This window comes from Dehalococcoidales bacterium (genome assembly GCA_041652735.1).
GTDB lineage: Bacteria > Chloroflexota > Dehalococcoidia > Dehalococcoidales > RBG-16-60-22 > RBG-13-51-18.
Genome location: JBAZGT010000015.1, coordinates 25,363 through 39,568 on the forward strand (window position 1 = coordinate 25,363; position 14,206 = coordinate 39,568).

Genomic DNA, 14,206 nt, shown 5'->3' on the forward strand with positions numbered 1-14,206 from the left:
GCCCCCAGCGCAAGCGTCCGCTCCCCTTGATTTAGAGCTTGGGATTTAGCGCTTCCCCCCTCCCATTTACATAAATAGCCATTATTGCTAAAATGACGTGTAGGCATTTTTATTTCCCCGGATTCCCGGATTATCCGGTAATGATTCATTGAACGGAGAAAGTGCATGGCAGAGAAGTATAACCCGCAGGAAATTGAAAAGAAGTGGCAGCAGAAATGGGCTGATGACCGTCTTTATGAGGTCAAGGACAATGACCAGCGCCCCAAGTGGTATGCCCTTACCATGTTTCCTTATACTTCCGGTGACCTCCACATCGGCCACTGGTACGCCATGGCGCCTTCGGATGTGCTGGCGCGCTACCGGCGTATGCGGGGCTTCAATGTGCTCCACCCCATGGGCTTTGACGCCTTCGGCCTGCCGGCGGAAAACGCCGCTATCCGGCGGGGCATCCACCCTTACAAATGGACGATGCAGAATATCGATAATATGCGCCGCCAGCTCAAGAGCATCGGCGCTATCTATGACTGGTCACGGGAGGTGATTACCTGCCAGCCGGAATACTATAAGTGGACCCAGTGGTTCTTTATCAAGCTGTTTGAAAAAGGGCTGGCCTACCGCGCCGCCGCGCCGGTGAACTGGTGCCCCCAGTGCCAGGTGGTGCTCGCCAACGAGCAGGTGGTGGACGGCAAGTGCTGGCGCTGCGATGCCGAGGTCATCAAGCGCGACCTTGAGCAGTGGCTTTTGCGCATCACTTCCTACGCCGATGAGCTGTTGGAGTTCGATGGTATCGACTGGCCGGAGCGCATTAAAATCATGCAGCGCAACTGGATTGGTAAAAGCCAGGGCACGGAGATTTCCTTCGGCCTGGACCACCCGGGCGTTAAGGAAAAGGAGATACGTGTCTTCACCACCCGCCCGGATACCGCCTTCGGCGTTACCTTCATGGTGCTGGCGCCGGAACACCACCTGGTGGAAAAGTTGACTGCCCCGGCCAAAAAAGCGGAGGTGGAGGAATACATTAAAAAAGCCCGTCGCCAGACGGAAATCGAGCGCCAGTCCACGGAAAAAGAGAAGGACGGCGTTTTCACCGGGGCCTATTGCGTCAACCGCCTTAACGGCGCCAAGGTGCCCATCTGGATTGCGGACTATGTTCTGGCCAGCTACGGCACCGGCGCGGTGATGGCCGTTCCCGCCCATGATGAGCGCGACTTCGCTTTCGCTAAAAAATATGATATCCCCGTCAATGTCGTTATCGCCCCGCCGGACTGGGATGGCGCCGCCCTTGAGGCCGCCTATACTGAGCCGGGTATCATGGTGAACTCCGGCAAATTCAACGGTCTGCCCAGCGGGCAGGGCATGGAGGCGGTCTCCTCTTTCCTGGAGGAAAAGGAGTGGGGCCAGCGTACCACCAGCTACAAGCTGCGCGACTGGCTAATATCGCGGCAGCGCTATTGGGGCGCGCCCATTCCCATGATTCACTGCAAGAAATGCGGCATCGTCCCCGTGCCGGAAAAAGACCTGCCGGTGCTGCTGCCGGAGGACGCTGAATTCCGTCCCACCGGCGAATCGCCGCTGAAGTACAACGAAAGCTTCGTGAATACCACCTGTCCCCGCTGCAAGTCCGCCGCCACCCGCGAGACGGACACTATCGACGGCTTTCTCTGTTCCTGCTGGTACATGCTGCGTTACACCAGCCCGGGTGAGCAGGGCGCCGCTTTTGACCGGGATAAGGTCAAGTACTGGCTGCCGGTGGACTTCTATACCGGCGGCGCTGAGCACGCCGTGATGCACCTGCTTTACACTCGCTTCTTCACCAAGGCCATCCGGGACATGGGTATTATTGATTTCGGCGAGCCGTTTTTAAAGCTGTTTAACCAGGGCATTATCATCCACGACCACCAGCGCATGAGCAAGTCCCGCGGCAACGTGGTCAACCCGGATGATTACGTGGCGGCGCTGGGGGTGGACACGGTGCGCGCCTACATGATGTTCATCGCTCCCTGGGAGCAGGGCGGTGAGTGGGACGATAGCGGTATCAGCGGCGTCAGCCGCTGGCTGAACCGGGTTTGGAACCTGGCCGCGGATCCCTATCTGCCTTTCGGCAACAGCCGCCAGGGTGACGCCGACCTCCTGCGCATGGCCCACCAGACCATTAAAAAAGTGACCGAGGATATCGAGAAGATACGCCTGAACACTATGGTGGCGGCACTGATGGAGTTCACTAATTACCTGGGCAAGGTCAAAGAGGCCGCCAACGTTACCAGGGAAGCCTGGAGCTTCGCCCTGAGGTCCCTGCTGCTGCTCCTGGCGCCGACAGCCCCCCACCTGGCCGAGGAGCTCTGGCAGGTAAATGGCAGCAAGTACAGCATTCACAACTACAGCTGGCCTAAATGGGAAGAAGCCCTGGTCGCCACTGATGATTTCACCCTGGTGGTGCAGGTGAACGGCAAAGTCCGCGAGCGGCTCAAGACGCTGGTCTCTGTTACGGAAACAGAAGCCATAGAGCTGGCTAAAGGCATGGAGAAAGTCAAACCCTTCCTGAAAGGGAAAGAGGTGGTCAAAGCCATCTACGTCCCGGGCAAACTGGTCAATATCGTCGTAAAATAAGGACTCTCTCGGCATCCCCGTACTTGATACGGGGTGAGGGTGAAACAAGACCTGATTATTAAAATGGGTAATAATGACCACCCTGGTAAGAACCACGCACCCGCTCACCCTGAGTGAGCGACCTTGTCGCCATCCCGCACCGATTCGTACCTCATCCGGTGTCCCGTATGACCATAGGGAATCGGGACATGACGCAGGAATCGGGACCTGTCGAAGGGTAAGCGGCAGCCTCGTCCCTTCCTCTCCCTCGATGGGAGAGGCCAAGTGAGGGTGGAACTAAAGTATTAATATAAGGACTGAACTAACATGAAAATAGCGTTCATCGGCGGCGGCAACATGGGCGAGGCTATCCTCCGCGCCATGCTGGAAAAAAAGCTTTGCCTCCCCGCCGCCGTCGCCGTTAGTGACGTTAGCGCCCCCCGCCGGGAATTTTTATCAGAACGTTACGGCGTCTTCGTCACCGCCGATAATAAAGAGGCGATACGGGATAAAGAAATTATCGTCCTGGCGGTCAAGCCTCAGCAGATAAATGATGTCTTCACCCACCTCAAAGGCGCTTTGTCGCCGGAGCAGTTGGTGGTTTCCATCGCCGCCGGCATCAGCCTGGATGTTATCACCCGGGGTCTGGCCCACCGCCGCGTGGTGCGCGCTATGCCCAACACCCCCGCCCAGATAGGGCTGGGTATCAGCGGCTGGACGGCCGCCCCGGAAGTCACCGCGGCGCAAAAAGATGCGGCGCGCCTGCTCCTTTCGGCTATGGGTACGGAAATCTATTTTGATGATGAAAAATACCTGGACATGGTCACCGCCGTCAGCGGCAGCGGCCCGGCCTATCTCTATCTTTTCGCGGAGTCGCTTATTGATGCCGCGGTTGACCTGGGCTTGAGCCGTGAAGACGCGCGGTCGCTGGTCCTGCAAACTATACTTGGCGCTGCCAGCCTGATGGTAAAGTCGGATAAAGCCCCCGCCGAGCTGCGTAAAGACGTTACCTCTAAAGGCGGCACCACGGAGCGCGCTCTCCAGGTCTTTGAAGAAAGCCATCTCGCCGCCATCGTCGGCCGGGCGGTAAGCGCCGCCTGCGCCCGGGCTAAGGAGCTTGGCCGGGGCTAGTCGCTTTTCCCCGCCCCCCGCCGTTAAATAAATCGCGTGAACACCGTAATATTTGACCTGGATGATACCCTCCTGGATTCCTATGGTGCCCGCGTGCGGTCGCTGGCCGCGGTTTTCACAAAGGCGGGTGTCACCGGTTTGACCGCGGACGCCTTCCTGCGCGGGTTGCGGGGCGCGCCGTTCAACCGGTCCCTGGAAGAATTGAGACAGTCCCGGGGGCTGGAGGCCGACCTTTTTATCAGCTACCGGCGCGCCTATTGGCTGGCCGGGCCCGGACACGTTAGCCTCTACCCCGGCGTCCGTGAAATGCTGGATAACCTTAAGTCCGCGGGCTGCCGCCTGGGTATCGTCACCAATAAAGGCCGCCATTTCGACTTTGAAGGGCGGTGCGTCGGCTGTCTGGATGAGCTGGAAGAGGTAGGCATCGCCCGCCTGTTTGACACAATCATAGGTTTTGAAGATGTCACCGACCAGAAACCCCACCCCCTGGGCATTAATCTGGCCTTGCGTAATCTTCACGCCGCCCCGCCGGATGCTTTAGTTGTTGGGGACAGCCCGGTTGACATAATGGCAGCCAAGTCGGCGGGATGCCGGAGTTGCCGCGCCCTCTGGGGCATCGCGCCGGACGCGGAGGATGATGCTTGCCCGCCGCCGGACTTTACCGCCGCCGCGCCCGGTGATGTTGTCCGTATCCTGGCGGAAATTCTTTAGCCCCTTAAGTAATATTGACGCTCCGTGTCACCCATAGTACAATTACGGAAAATAGGGTAGGGAGGCTCGTATGAACTGGCTGGATTATGTGCTTCTGGTTATATTCGTGATTTCCGTTTTCATGGGCCTTCGGGCGGGCATTATCAAGGTGCTCTTTACGCTGGCCGGCGGGATTATCGGCGTGGTGCTGGCCGGGCGCTTTGCGGCATCGCTGGGCAGCAGATTTTCGGATAGCAGCGTCGCCAAGATAGTAGCCTTTATCGTCATTCTGATAATCGTGATGGCGCTGGCGCTTTTACTGGCTTTCGTGATTAAGAAAATAGCCTCGGTGGTCCTGCTCGGCTGGGTGGACCGGCTGGGCGGCGCGGTTTTCGGCCTGGTCCTCGGCGCTATATTCTGCGGGGCTATCGTGACGATGTGGATTAGTTTCCGGGGGAGCAGCAGCGCGGTCACGGACTCCGCTATCTCGCAGTTCCTGGTGGACAAATTCCCGCTGGTGCTGGGGCTGCTGCCTTCAAGCTTTGATAACGTCCGGGATTTCTTCAAGTAAAAAGGCCGCGGGGAGACTCCGTAAGACCTGTTCAAAAGAAAAATGCCCCGCCCCCTCACCCGTATCTGATGCCGGATAAGGCTCGTGTGAAACCGGTGGATAGCGGGAACGGCGGTTCCGGTTGCCGGCGCCGGGACCCGCTATCGTGTCTGAAAACCGGACTTTTTTCTGCTATTTGGCGGGATGGTCGGGGTCGGGTTTGGGGGCATCCACCGGGCAGATTTCCGCGCACTTGGGTGAATCGAAATGTCCCTTGCACTCGACGCATTTAGCGGGGTCGATAACATAAGTAGTTTCTCCCTCGCTGATGGCCTGTACCGGGCATTCCGGTTCGCAGGCTCCGCAACTGATGCACTCGTCGGTAATCATGTAAGCCATGAAATATTCCTCCTCAATATTTCCTTGAAAATAACCGGTTAACGGGAAAGCATCCCGTAAATACTACTTCTTGCCGAGACCCTTGTTTTTCAAAGCCTCGGCCACGTGGACGGGCACGAGCTTGTGGATATCGCCCCCCAGGTTGGCTACTTCTTTTATCAGGCTGGCGGAAAGGAACTGGTATTCCTGGCTGGCCATGAAGCAGACGGTCTCCAGGCCGGGGGAGAGCATCTGGTTCATCATCGCCATCTCGAACTCCCACTCGAAGTCGCCTATCATCCTCAGACCGCGTACCAGCACGGTCGCATTTATCTCCTTGGCGAAGTCCACCGTAATGCTGCTGTAGGGTTTTACCTCCACGTTCGGCAGGTGGGCGACGGCTTTTTTGGCCAGGTCTACCCTCTCATCCAGGGTGAAGGTAAGATTTTTCTCCGGGGTGGCGAATATCCCCATGACGGTCTTGTTGAACAATCTTGAAGCCCTGGTGGCGATGTCCAGGTGGCCGTGGGTTATCGGGTCGAAGCTGCCGGGATATAGTGCGGTTATCATGATTTAGCCTCCTTCTGAAAAAATGAGATGCAGCTATCACCATGACGGCGTTCTTTGATAAGGTTAAGCGCGCCATAGGTCTGGTTTAGCGGCAGGCGCGAGGAATGCGAAACTACAACCGTAGTCTTGGCGCCGGCGAGCCCGGATGACGCTATTTCCGTGATGAGGTCACCGGTAGATGTATTGGAGTAGGGTGGGTCCATCAATATGATGTTGTACTCCTTATTGAGAAAAGAAAATACTTTGAACGCGCTGCGGCAGTAAACCCGGGCCTGATTTGCCAGCTTGGTCTTTTCCAGGTTTTCCCTAATTATATCACAGCACCTGGGTTCGCTTTCAACAAAGTCCGCCCAGCCGGCCCCTCGGCTCAGCGCCTCGATGCCCAGCGCCCCGCTGCCGGAGAACAGGTCCAGCACCTGTCCCCAGTCTGTTGTCAGGTTTTCCAGCACGGCAAAGATTGCCCCGCGCATCATGTCGGTCACCGGGCGGGTCTGCGTGCCGGCGGGAAACTTCAGGTGGTGTCCTTTAGCGGTGCCCGTGATTACTCGCATACTTTGGAAGGGTTTTTCCTTTTAGCCCGCGGAATTCCAAGTATAGCATAACCAAGGACTCAATTATTTGTCAACTTGGTTCCCCCCATCCCCCATCCCTCAACTCTCCCCTAACTACCAACTACAAACTACTCACCTTCTTTTATCAGTATCTTTGATTTTGGATTCTTAAGATTTGATTTGGTGTTTGTATCTTGTACCTTGTACCTTGGTGTTTTCCTCTTCCCGCTCACCCTGAGCTAGTCGAAGGGGCCAGCGCAGGTAGCATACCCCGTATGTTAATCGGGGCTGGAATCCACTACACCCTTTCCCCCAATTACTAACTACAAATTACAAACTACCCTTCCTCCCTCCCCCTCTCTGCTAGCGGAGAGGGGGAACTAAAGGGGGAAAGGTCGGTTTATATCCCCTCCCCCGCGTCACCATCCCCTTCCTTTTCTCCCTTTAACCCTCTATACTTTCAACTGTCAACTGTTTACTGTTAACTCTAAACTATCCCTTACCCCAATTACCATAAACAAAAAAACAAATGCCCGGTTTTTGAAGCTGACTTACCATAAACAAAAAACAAATACTTAGCTACAAATCGTACGTGTACCTTAACAAAAAAATTAAAAAAACAAATAACGTCCCTCCCCCTTTGGTAAAGTCGAAGATTCCGATGAAATCGGAAGGGGACACAGGGGGTCTTTATTACCCCTCCCCCCATTAGCGGACAAAAAGGAAGGCTGCGGGTGAGAAACAGCCGCAGCCTTTCAGGAAAGAGGATCGCTCCCCTTAGCCTTTATGTTTAGGGGCGTAAGTCCGCCCGGCAACTATTTTACGTTACCTTTTCTCCTAAATCATCCGGATGATTACATGAAGTGGCGCTGTTGTTGCCTTGCCGGCTCGTTATACTGGTTGGTAGGGGATTCCTGCGGTTTCCGGTGGCTGAAAAGCGGCCGGCGCAGGAAGGAAGGCATATCCAGCTCTTCTTCCGTCTTCATGTTCTTGAGAATCTTGGTCAGTTCTTCGTCCTCGGCGTTGGACTTGCCCATCCCCATCTTGGACTGGAACCCGGTCGCGATAAGCGTAATCCGTACTTCCTGTTCCATGGACGGGTCGTTCGCCACGCCGAAGATGATGTTCGCATCCGGGTCGACGGCGCCCTTGATGACGTCCGCGGCCTGGTTGACCTCGAACAGGGTCAGCGTGCTGCCGCCCACCACGTTGAAAAGCACGCCCTTGGAGCCCTGGATGGAAACCTCGAGCAGCGGGCTGGCCAGGGCTTCTTTAGCGGCATCGATGGCGCGGTTCTGGCCGGTGCCCTTGCCTATGGACATCCAGGCCGGCCCGGCATCCTTCATTATCGCTTTCACATCGGCGAAGTCCAGGTTAATCATGCCGGGGGTCGTAATCACCTCGGCGATTGCCTGCACGCCGTGTCTCAAAACATCATCCGCCAGTTTAAAGGCGCTGTCCACGCCCGTCTTGTGGTCGCAAAGAGTGAGTAGCCGGTCGTTCGGGATGATGATGAGGGTATCCACTTTATCGATAAGGTTCTGGATGCCTTCCTCCGCCGTCTGCTGCCGGTGCGCGCCCTCAAAAGCGAAGGGCTTGGTGACCACCGCGATGGTCAGCGCGCCGCTGGCTTTGGACACTTCCGCAATCACGGGGATGGAGCCGGTGCCGGTGCCGCCGCCCATACCGGCGGTCAGGAACACCATATCCGACCCGCCCACTATCTCCCGGAGCTCGTCGCGGTTTTCCTCGGCGGCTTTGGCGCCCACATGATGGTCGCCGCCCGCGCCCAGACCCCTGGTCAGCTTCGGGCCGAGCTGTACGCAGACCGGTGCTTCGCAGACGGCCAGCGCCTGAGCATCCGTGTTCATGGCGATGAATTCAACGCCCTGGATGTTTTCCCTTACCATGCGGGTAACGGCATTGCTGCCCCCGCCCCCCAGACCGATAACCTTTATTCTTGCCGGATTGGCAACAAAACTTGTTCTTGCCATCTCCTCCTCCTTTTATAGGTAGAGATTTATCTTCTTTATTATTTTTACCCGAATAGCTTTTTCAGCTGACCCGCGAGACTGCGCAATGCGTTTCCGAAGCCGCCGGATTTCCATTGCTTCTTGCCCTGGTATTTATTGCCCCACAGCAGCAGGCCGACGCTCGTGGCGTAAGCCGGGTCTTGCAGCATATCCCCGATGCCGTACATGTTGCCGGGAACACCTATCCTTACCGGCATATTCAGGGTTTCATGACCCAGCGTAGCCAGTCCGGCCAGGTTGGAGCTGCCGCCGGTAAGTACCAGTCCGGACGGCACCAGTTCTTCATAGTTGGCGCTGGGCATTTCCAGCACGATTAGCTTCAGGATTTCTTCAATCCTGGCCCGGATAATATCGCACAAATCCTGGTAAGAGACGCCGTGTCCGTCTTTGGAGATGGCCGGGGCGGTATCCTCCTGACCCTCATAGACGGGCAGAACGCTGCCGTACTTTTTCTTCATTTCCTCGGCGATTTCAAAAGGCAATCCCAGACCGATGGCTACATCCCGGGTAAGCTGGTAACCGGCTACCGGCAGGATGGAGGTGTGATAAATGCTGCCCTCCTTGAAGATGGCAATATCCGTGGTCCCTCCGCCGATGTCGGCCATAACCACGCCTACCTGCCTCTCATCCTCGGATAGTACCGCTTCACTGCTGGCCAGCGGCTCCAGGACGAGGTCCTCGATATCAATCCCGAGACTGCGGATGGTTTTCACCAGGTTCTGGATTGAAGTCACGGCGGCGGTAATAACGTGTGTTTCGACATCGAGACGGAAGCCATGCATCCCCACGGGATTCATGACGCCTGCCTGTCCGTCCACCGCATAACTGCGGGGGATAACGTGAAGCAGCTTCCTGTCCGCGGCGGTCTTAACGCTCTGGGCTGACGTGAGCACGCGCTTAAGATCGTCCGGGCGCACCACGCGGTCATTGCGGGTGATTGCTACTACACCGTGGTTATTATTTGAGGTGACATGCCGACCGGTAACGCCGATATAGGCTGATTCCACTTTGTAGTTGCTGGTCTGTTCTGCTTTTCTCACCGAGTCACGAATGGACTCCCTGGCTTCATTAATGTTTACTACCAGTCCTTTATGCAGACCCTTGGACGGCGCGATACCCACGCCGACTACACGCGGCGAGTTATCCGTGACATCCGCCAGGATGGTGCATATTTTGGTAGTCCCAACATCTATAGAAGCTATAACATTCCGTTTTTTCATCTGCCCTCCTTAGAAACTGGATTATGAATCGGCCTTGTGTTACCGGTCATTACATACTCATTCCTCCTTTAGTAATCGTTTATTATGCCGCCAGAAATACTGTCCGGATTTTTTCTAAAAGGGCGGGCCGGCGCCAGCCCCTGGATTTAGCCACGGCTAATAAGACCTGTTCATCATCGGCTACAAAGCAGTCGTCCTTGGTGCTCAGCCGTTCGGCCGCCCTCAATTTGGCGCTGCGGCTGCGCGGATTGGCGCGTACTTCTGTATCCGTCGGAATTATTACCTTCTTGTTGATTAGCTTTATGCGCGGGGTATGGCCGCAAATGCAGGTGGGCGTGCCGGGCGGGCAGATACAGCCCGCGGCTTCCCTCTGCATGAACTGCTTCACAATCCTGTCCTCCAGCGAGTGATAACTGATTACCACCAGCCTGCCCTCGAAGCCGAGCAGGTCCACGGCTTGCCTAAGCACCGACTCCAGATTCTCCAGTTCGTGGTTAACCGCGATGCGTAGCGCCTGGAAAGTCTTGGTGGCCGGGTGAATCCGACCGTGGCGTCCCACGGACTTCTCTATCAGCTCCGCCAGCTGGCGCGTGGTGCGGATGGGCCGCTCTTTAATAATCTCCCTGGCTATGCGGCTGCTGTGCCCTTCCTCCCCGTAGGTGCGGATAATCTGGGCCAGCCGGGTCTCCGGCGTGGAGTTGACTATATCCGCGGCGCTGACCTTCTGGTTGGGGTTGAACCGCATGTCCAGCGGGGCATCGTTCTGAAAACTGAAACCGCGGTCGCCGCCGTTCAACTGCATTGAGGAAAGCCCCAGGTCCAGCAATATGCCGTGTACCGGGAAAAAGTCATATTTGATGCAGATGGACTGCAAATTCGCGAAGTTGTCATTAACCAGCAGGGTGGACTCTTTGAACGGCTGAAGCCTCTCTCTAGCCGTTTCCAGCGCAAAAGGGTCGGCGTCTATGCCCAGCAGCTGGCCGCCCGGCGAGCTATGGTCCAGTATCGCCGCGGCATGACTGCCCCCGCCGAGGGTGCAATCGATATACCGACCGCCCGGCTGAACGGCTAGACCCCTGAGCACTTCTTCAAGTAGGACAGGGGTATGGCTGGAAGCCGACCTGTTTTTAATCATTAGCTGTTCTCTAGGCTTTCTATTATCTGCCAGGCCTGCTCCTGGCTCGATGCTTTTTCTTCCTCCCAGAGTGCCTTGTCCCAGATTTCAAAATATGTATTGGCGCCCGCCACGATGACATCATCGGTAATCTGCGCGTGTTCGCGCAGCGGCGCGGGTATGGCTATGCGGCCCTGGGCGTCAACCCTGGTGCTGAAAGCGGTGGCGAAGAGGGCGCGGCTGAGCTTTCTCATCTTGCTGCGCACCAGGGGATTGCTGGTAAGGGAAGCGGAAAGCTTTTTCCATTCGCTCTCGGTGTAAACGGTGATGCACTTCTCGATGCCGGGAGTAAGGACGATGTTGTCTTTCAGGGCGCCGCGGAATTTGGGCGGGATGGGGACCCTGCCTTTGTCGTCCAGCTTATAGTCGAATTCGCCGTAAAACACGTGTCCCTACTTCGCTCCCTTTTACACCACATTCCACCACGATTCCCCATTTTATAACACAACAATATGCCTTTGTCAAGTTATTTTGAAGAATTTTTTAGATATTGTGACGGGATTGTGACGCCTGAGAGCGCTTGATGCGGCGGCGGGTGTAAACCGGCTGTATATATTAATTAGGAAATCAGGGGGTGAAAACGGGGCAACAAGACGGGGGTGGTAAAAAAGGGGAGACGCTGTAAAAGTGAATAACCGGCGCTATTTTGCCATCGCCTGCTTCTTGAGGTCGGCGGGCATCCTTTCGATGGCGTAGCGCAGGGCGGTGCGGGGCATGACTTTTTTGTGCTCCATCACGTAGTCGAAGATAGCGTCGCGGTGCTGGATGGAGGCATCCTTGAGCAGCCAGCCGTAGCCTTTTTGCACCAGGTCGTCGGTGTCCGTCAGTAATATGTCGGCTATCTCCAGGATATCGTTCAGGAACATTCCGCGCTTGGCCGGGATAATCAGCGTCACGGCGGCGGCCCTTCTGAACCAGCGGTTGGGTGACTTCGCCCACTGTTTGAGGTCGTTAATGTACTGCGGGTACAGCTCCACTATTGCGCCGATGGTATGGTTACAGAGCGTATCGCACTTGGCCCAGTTGTTGATGTGGTTTCTCACCCAGCTCTCGAAGGTGTAAAAGTCATCCGGCTCGTACTGCTGGCGGAAGCGGTAGGCCCACTCGCACGCGATAAATGCCTCCTCGCAGAAGTCCGCTTTCAGCATCTCTTCGCACAGCCGGAAGACCTCTTTTTTCCCCAGCAGCTTGGCATCCTGGAAATACCGGGCGGCTATACGGCCCACCGCCGTGTTGCCTGCGCCGTAGAAAGTGACATCTTCCTTGAAGTAATGGTGATAGCTGGCTTTGGTTTTTTCATCCGCCTGGAGGGTAAGTTCCCGGCGGATGGCGGTGATGATATCTGCGGGCATGTTGCTCCATTATAGCATAACGACCTGCCGGTATCTTATCCCGTCGTACAGGATTTAGCGTTAAAAGCTCTCCCCCTTTCACCGTTTACCCGGTATATGGTAGAATATAGTCTGTTTTGTGAAAAAGATATGATTAGCACTGGTATTCTCACCATCAGCGATAAAGGCTCGCAGGGTCAGCGGGAGGACAAAAGCGGCGAGACCATACGGGACGCCGTGTCCCGCATGCATGGCGCGGTAGTACGCTATGAGATAGTGCCGGATGAAAAGGACATTATCGCCGCCAGGCTGTCGGCCTGGGCGGACAGCGGGAAGATGGACCTGATTTTAACTACCGGGGGCACGGGCTTGAGTAAAAGGGACGTTACGCCGGAGGCGACGCTCTCTATAATCGACCGTAGTGTGCCCGGTATCGCGGAGGCCATGCGGCTTAAGTCGCTGGAAAAAACGCCCACCGCCATGTTGAGCAGGGCGGTAGCCGGGCAGCGGGGACAATGCCTTATCATAAACCTGCCGGGCAGCGTTAATGCGGTGCGGGAGTGCCTGGAGGCCATCATGCCGGCCCTGCCGCACGCGGTGGAAATCATTAAGGGAGAGGTAACGGAGCATTCCACACTGGATGCCGCGTTGAAGTAGCAGGATGCGTATCGATATTCTCACGTTATTCCCCCCGCTGTTCGAGGCGCCTTTCGGCTTCGGCATTTTCAAGCGGGCTATTGATAACGGGCTGGTGAACATCAACCTGGTCAACGTGCGTGACTTTACCCATGACAAGCACCATACCGCGGACGATTACCCTTACGGCGGGGGAGCCGGCATGGTCATGAAGCCGGAGCCCATCTTTGAAGCCGTGGCGTCCGTCAAAAACGGACTGGATCATGAATCGAATAGTCCGCCGGTTATATTGCTTTCGCCGCAGGGACGGCTTTTTTCCCATAAAATAGCGCAGGAGTTGTCTCAGCATTCACACATGATATTAATCTGCGGCCATTATGAAGGCGTGGACGAGCGCGTGGCGGAGCACCTGTCCACCGACGTCATCTCCATCGGCGACTATGTTTTAACCGGTGGGGAAATACCCGCTCTGGTTATTGCGGACGCCGTGCTGCGGCTGGTGCCGGGCGTACTCGGCTCGGAGGAATCGCCCCTGGATGATTCTCATGCCGGCGGCCTGCTGGAATACCCCCAATACACCCGCCCCCCGGATTTCCGGGGTTGGGAAGTGCCGGAGGTGCTGCTTTCCGGCAACCATGCCCGGATTGCCAAATGGCGTCGCGAGCAAATCATCAAGCGGACGCTGGAACACCGCCCGGAATTACTGGATAAAGCCGACCTCGGCCAGGAAGATAAACGATTGGTAGAGCGTATGACGCATACCGGATTCAAGATAAATAAAGGTAGGGAGTCTTAACATGGACGTTTCATCATTGGTGGACATCAAGAAGAATGCTAATATACCGGACATCACCCCAGGTGATACGGTGCGGGTCAGCACTAAAATCGTGGAAGGTGACAAGGAACGCATCCAGGTTTTCCAGGGTGTCGTTATCAAAATATGCCGCGGCGGTCACGGCGCCAGCTATACGGTCAGGCATGTCGCCTTCGGCATCGGCGTGGAACGGACCTTCCCCATGAGTTCTCCGATGGTGGAAAAAGTGGAAATCGTCCGTGAAGGCAAAGTGCGCCGCGCCCGTCTTTATTACCTGCGTGGCCTTAGCGGCAAGGAAGCCCGCCGCAAGATTAAACGGGTGGAGCGGAAAGCCAAACAGGTGGGCGAGGAGCTTCTCCAGCAGCCGCCGGAGGAAGAAATCGAGCCTATCATGGATGAGGCCGCGGTTGCCGCGGCGGCCGCCAAGGAAGCGGATCAGGCGGTAGCCAAAGCCCCGGAAGCGGTAGTGGAAGTAAAGGCGGCAGCCCCGGTTGAACAGCCGGTAGCGGAGAAAGCGGAAGAGGCGGCGCCGGCGGCCCCCG

The 14,206-nt window shown here is 56.3% G+C and carries 13 protein-coding genes and 2 pseudogenes; 7 read left to right on the plus strand and 8 right to left on the minus strand.

What is annotated here, in order from left to right; genetic code table 11:
- Positions 1-165: 165 nt before the first annotated feature.
- The 4 genes from leuS to WC370_06695 all read left to right on the plus strand — a co-directional run bounded on the left by leuS (position 166) and on the right by WC370_06695 (position 4,978).
- Positions 166-2,607 carry a leucine--tRNA ligase gene (gene leuS, locus WC370_06680; GenBank protein MFA5309154.1) on the plus strand — a complete coding sequence of 814 codons (2,442 nt, stop codon included), beginning with the start codon at positions 166-168 and terminating at the stop codon, positions 2,605-2,607.
- A gap of 306 nt (positions 2,608-2,913) precedes the next feature.
- A complete protein-coding gene (gene proC, locus WC370_06685) occupies positions 2,914-3,717 on the plus strand; it encodes a pyrroline-5-carboxylate reductase (GenBank protein ID MFA5309155.1) in 804 nt (267 codons plus the stop codon).
- A 36-nt stretch (positions 3,718-3,753) separates the two neighbouring features.
- On the plus strand, positions 3,754-4,428 hold the full coding sequence (locus tag WC370_06690; protein MFA5309156.1) for an HAD-IA family hydrolase: 675 nt from the start codon (positions 3,754-3,756) through the stop codon (positions 4,426-4,428).
- Positions 4,429-4,498: 70 nt separating this feature from the next.
- Entirely contained in the window at positions 4,499-4,978 is a 480-nt protein-coding gene (locus tag WC370_06695; protein MFA5309157.1) for a CvpA family protein, read from the plus strand.
- 171 nt (positions 4,979-5,149) lie between these two features.
- On the opposite strand, the gene WC370_06700 is transcribed toward WC370_06695, so the two are convergent.
- The 8 genes and pseudogenes from WC370_06700 to WC370_06735 form a co-directional block, all read right to left on the minus strand.
- Positions 5,150-5,356: a YfhL family 4Fe-4S dicluster ferredoxin gene (locus WC370_06700; GenBank protein MFA5309158.1), complete on the minus strand. Its 207-nt coding sequence runs from the start codon at positions 5,354-5,356 to the stop codon at positions 5,150-5,152.
- Between the two features lie 63 nt (positions 5,357-5,419).
- Positions 5,420-5,905, minus strand: a complete 486-nt coding sequence (gene coaD, locus WC370_06705) for a pantetheine-phosphate adenylyltransferase (protein ID MFA5309159.1) — start codon at positions 5,903-5,905, stop codon at positions 5,420-5,422.
- Positions 5,902-6,459 (minus strand): annotated as a pseudogene (gene rsmD, locus WC370_06710) (16S rRNA (guanine(966)-N(2))-methyltransferase RsmD). Before rsmD ends, coaD begins: the two are co-directional and overlap by 4 nt.
- An 851-nt stretch (positions 6,460-7,310) precedes the next feature.
- Positions 7,311-8,450, minus strand: coding sequence for a cell division protein FtsZ (ftsZ, locus tag WC370_06715; GenBank protein MFA5309160.1), 1,140 nt, complete (start codon positions 8,448-8,450; stop codon positions 7,311-7,313).
- Positions 8,451-8,494: 44 nt separating this feature from the next.
- Complete coding sequence (ftsA, locus tag WC370_06720) at positions 8,495-9,709, minus strand: cell division protein FtsA (protein ID MFA5309161.1); 1,215 nt, start codon at positions 9,707-9,709, stop codon at positions 8,495-8,497.
- An 82-nt stretch (positions 9,710-9,791) separates the two neighbouring features.
- Complete coding sequence (gene rsmH, locus WC370_06725; protein MFA5309162.1) at positions 9,792-10,844, minus strand: 16S rRNA (cytosine(1402)-N(4))-methyltransferase RsmH; 1,053 nt, start codon at positions 10,842-10,844, stop codon at positions 9,792-9,794.
- Positions 10,844-11,269 (minus strand): division/cell wall cluster transcriptional repressor MraZ, encoded by a 426-nt coding sequence (gene mraZ / locus WC370_06730; protein ID MFA5309163.1) that lies wholly within the window; start codon positions 11,267-11,269, stop codon positions 10,844-10,846. Before mraZ ends, rsmH begins: the two co-directional genes overlap by 1 nt.
- Before the next feature lie 255 nt (positions 11,270-11,524).
- Complete coding sequence (locus WC370_06735) at positions 11,525-12,235, minus strand: DNA alkylation repair protein (protein ID MFA5309164.1); 711 nt, start codon at positions 12,233-12,235, stop codon at positions 11,525-11,527.
- A gap of 129 nt (positions 12,236-12,364) precedes the next feature.
- Between WC370_06735 and mog the strand changes: the two genes are divergently transcribed.
- The 3 genes and pseudogenes from mog to rplS all read left to right on the plus strand — a co-directional run bounded on the left by mog (position 12,365) and on the right by rplS (position 13,992).
- Positions 12,365-12,871: a molybdopterin adenylyltransferase gene (gene mog / locus WC370_06740; GenBank protein MFA5309165.1), complete on the plus strand. Its 507-nt coding sequence runs from the start codon at positions 12,365-12,367 to the stop codon at positions 12,869-12,871.
- Positions 12,872-12,875: 4 nt separating this feature from the next.
- The gene (gene trmD / locus WC370_06745; protein ID MFA5309166.1) at positions 12,876-13,646 is read left to right on the plus strand and encodes a tRNA (guanosine(37)-N1)-methyltransferase TrmD; all 771 of its coding nucleotides are present in this window, start codon (positions 12,876-12,878) and stop codon (positions 13,644-13,646) included.
- 1 nt (position 13,647) lies between these two features.
- Positions 13,648-13,992: pseudogene (rplS, locus tag WC370_06750) on the plus strand (50S ribosomal protein L19).
- Positions 13,993-14,206 lie beyond the last annotated feature (214 nt).

Excerpts from the sequence above, each read along its gene's own strand:
- leuS (MFA5309154.1), top strand. The coding sequence starts at position 166 with ATGGCAGAGAAGTATAACCCGCAGGAAATTGAAAAGAAGTGGCAGCAG.
- proC (MFA5309155.1), top strand. The coding sequence starts at position 2,914 with ATGAAAATAGCGTTCATCGGCGGCGGCAACATGGGCGAGGCTATCCTC.
- WC370_06695 (MFA5309157.1), top strand. The coding sequence starts at position 4,499 with ATGAACTGGCTGGATTATGTGCTTCTGGTTATATTCGTGATTTCCGTT.
- WC370_06700 (MFA5309158.1), bottom strand. The coding sequence starts at position 5,356 with ATGGCTTACATGATTACCGACGAGTGCATCAGTTGCGGAGCCTGCGAA.
- coaD (MFA5309159.1), bottom strand. The coding sequence starts at position 5,905 with ATGATAACCGCACTATATCCCGGCAGCTTCGACCCGATAACCCACGGC.
- ftsZ (MFA5309160.1), bottom strand. The coding sequence starts at position 8,450 with ATGGCAAGAACAAGTTTTGTTGCCAATCCGGCAAGAATAAAGGTTATC.
- ftsA (MFA5309161.1), bottom strand. The coding sequence starts at position 9,709 with ATGAAAAAACGGAATGTTATAGCTTCTATAGATGTTGGGACTACCAAA.
- rsmH (MFA5309162.1), bottom strand. The coding sequence starts at position 10,844 with ATGATTAAAAACAGGTCGGCTTCCAGCCATACCCCTGTCCTACTTGAA.
- WC370_06735 (MFA5309164.1), bottom strand. The coding sequence starts at position 12,235 with ATGCCCGCAGATATCATCACCGCCATCCGCCGGGAACTTACCCTCCAG.
- mog (MFA5309165.1), top strand. The coding sequence starts at position 12,365 with ATGATTAGCACTGGTATTCTCACCATCAGCGATAAAGGCTCGCAGGGT.
- trmD (MFA5309166.1), top strand. The coding sequence starts at position 12,876 with ATGCGTATCGATATTCTCACGTTATTCCCCCCGCTGTTCGAGGCGCCT.